1 protein-coding gene is annotated in these 1,408 nt (G+C 66.3%); it reads left to right on the top strand.

Going from position 1 to position 1,408, the window contains the following annotated elements; all coding sequences use genetic code 11:
- The coding region (locus NH287_RS15020) for a (Fe-S)-binding protein (RefSeq protein WP_253036253.1) at nt 1-1,408 on the top strand (1,408 nt) is incomplete at both ends.

The following is a 1,408-nucleotide window of genomic DNA, read 5'->3' as shown; positions in this document are numbered from 1 at the left end:
CGGCAACCTCTACCCGACGGGCGAGGAGAACATCGAGACGCTGGAGACGATCATCGTCACCATCGCGATGATCAAGGTCGTCTCGGCCATGATCTGGCTGCTCGTCATCTCCACCAACCTGACGATGGGCGTCGCCTGGCACCGCTTCCTCGCGTGGCCGAACATCTGGTTCAAGCGCGAGTCCGACGGCGGCACGGCCCTCGGTGGCCTCAAGCCGATCCTCGTCAACGGTCAGCCGCTCGACCTGGAGAAGATGGAGGACCTCGAGGAGGAGGACTTCGAGAAGCTCGGCGTCGGCAAGGTCGAGGACTTCTCGTGGAAGGGTCTGCTCGACTTCACCACCTGCACCGAGTGCGGCCGCTGCCAGAGCCAGTGCCCCGCCTGGAACACCGAGAAGCCGCTCAGCCCCAAGCTGCTGATGATGGGCCTGCGTGAGCACGCCTACGCGAAGATCCCCGCGCTGTCGGTGCCGGAGGACGAGCGCACCGAGGAGCAGCAGAAGGAGGTCGAGCGTCCGCTCATCGGCGACGAGGAGATGTACGGCGTCATCGACCCCGACGTCCTGTGGTCGTGCACGAACTGCGGCGCCTGCGTGCAGCAGTGCCCCGTCGACATCGAGCACGTCGACCACATCGACGACATGCGCCGCTTCCAGGTGCTCTTCGAGAGCAACTTCCCGGCCGAGCTGAACAACATCTTCAAGGGCCTGGAGCGCAAGGGGAACCCGTGGGGCATGAACCCCAAGAACCGCCTCGACTGGACCAAGGGCCTCGACTTCGAGGTCAAGCAGGTCGGCGTCGACGTCGAGAGCCTCGACGAGGTCGAGTGGCTGTTCTGGGTGGGCTGCGCCGGTGCCTTCGAGGACCGTGCGAAGAAGACCACGCAGGCCGTGGCCGAGCTTCTGCACACCGCGGGCGTCGAGTTCGCGATCCTCGGTGACGGCGAGACCTGCACCGGCGACCCGGCCCGTCGCGCCGGCAACGAGATCGTCTTCATGCAGCTGGCCATGGAGAACTCCGAGGTGCTGAAGGAGACGAAGGCCAAGAAGGTCGTCTCGACCTGCGCGCACTGCTTCAACTCCCTCAAGAACGAGTACGCCGAGTTCGGCGTCGAGCTGGAGGTCGTGCACCACACGCAGCTGCTCAACCGTCTCGTGCGCGAGGGCAAGCTGAAGCCGGTCGCGCCGAAGGCGGGCGCTGCGGCCTCGGCCGAGCCGGAGAAGACGATCACCTACCACGACCCGTGCTTCCTCGGCCGCCACAACCAGGTGTACGAGGCGCCGCGCGAGCTGCTGAGCGTCATCCCCGGTGCGAAGTTCGCCGAGATGCCGCGCAACTCCGAGCGCTCCTTCTGCTGCGGCGCCGGCGGCGCGCGCATGTGGATGGAGGAGAACCTCGGCTCGCGGATC

The sequence above is a fragment of the Microbacterium sp. CnD16-F genome (assembly GCF_024124465.1).
GTDB lineage: Bacteria > Actinomycetota > Actinomycetes > Actinomycetales > Microbacteriaceae > Microbacterium > Microbacterium gawkjiense.
This window is presented reverse-complemented; position numbering and strand designations above follow the sequence as displayed.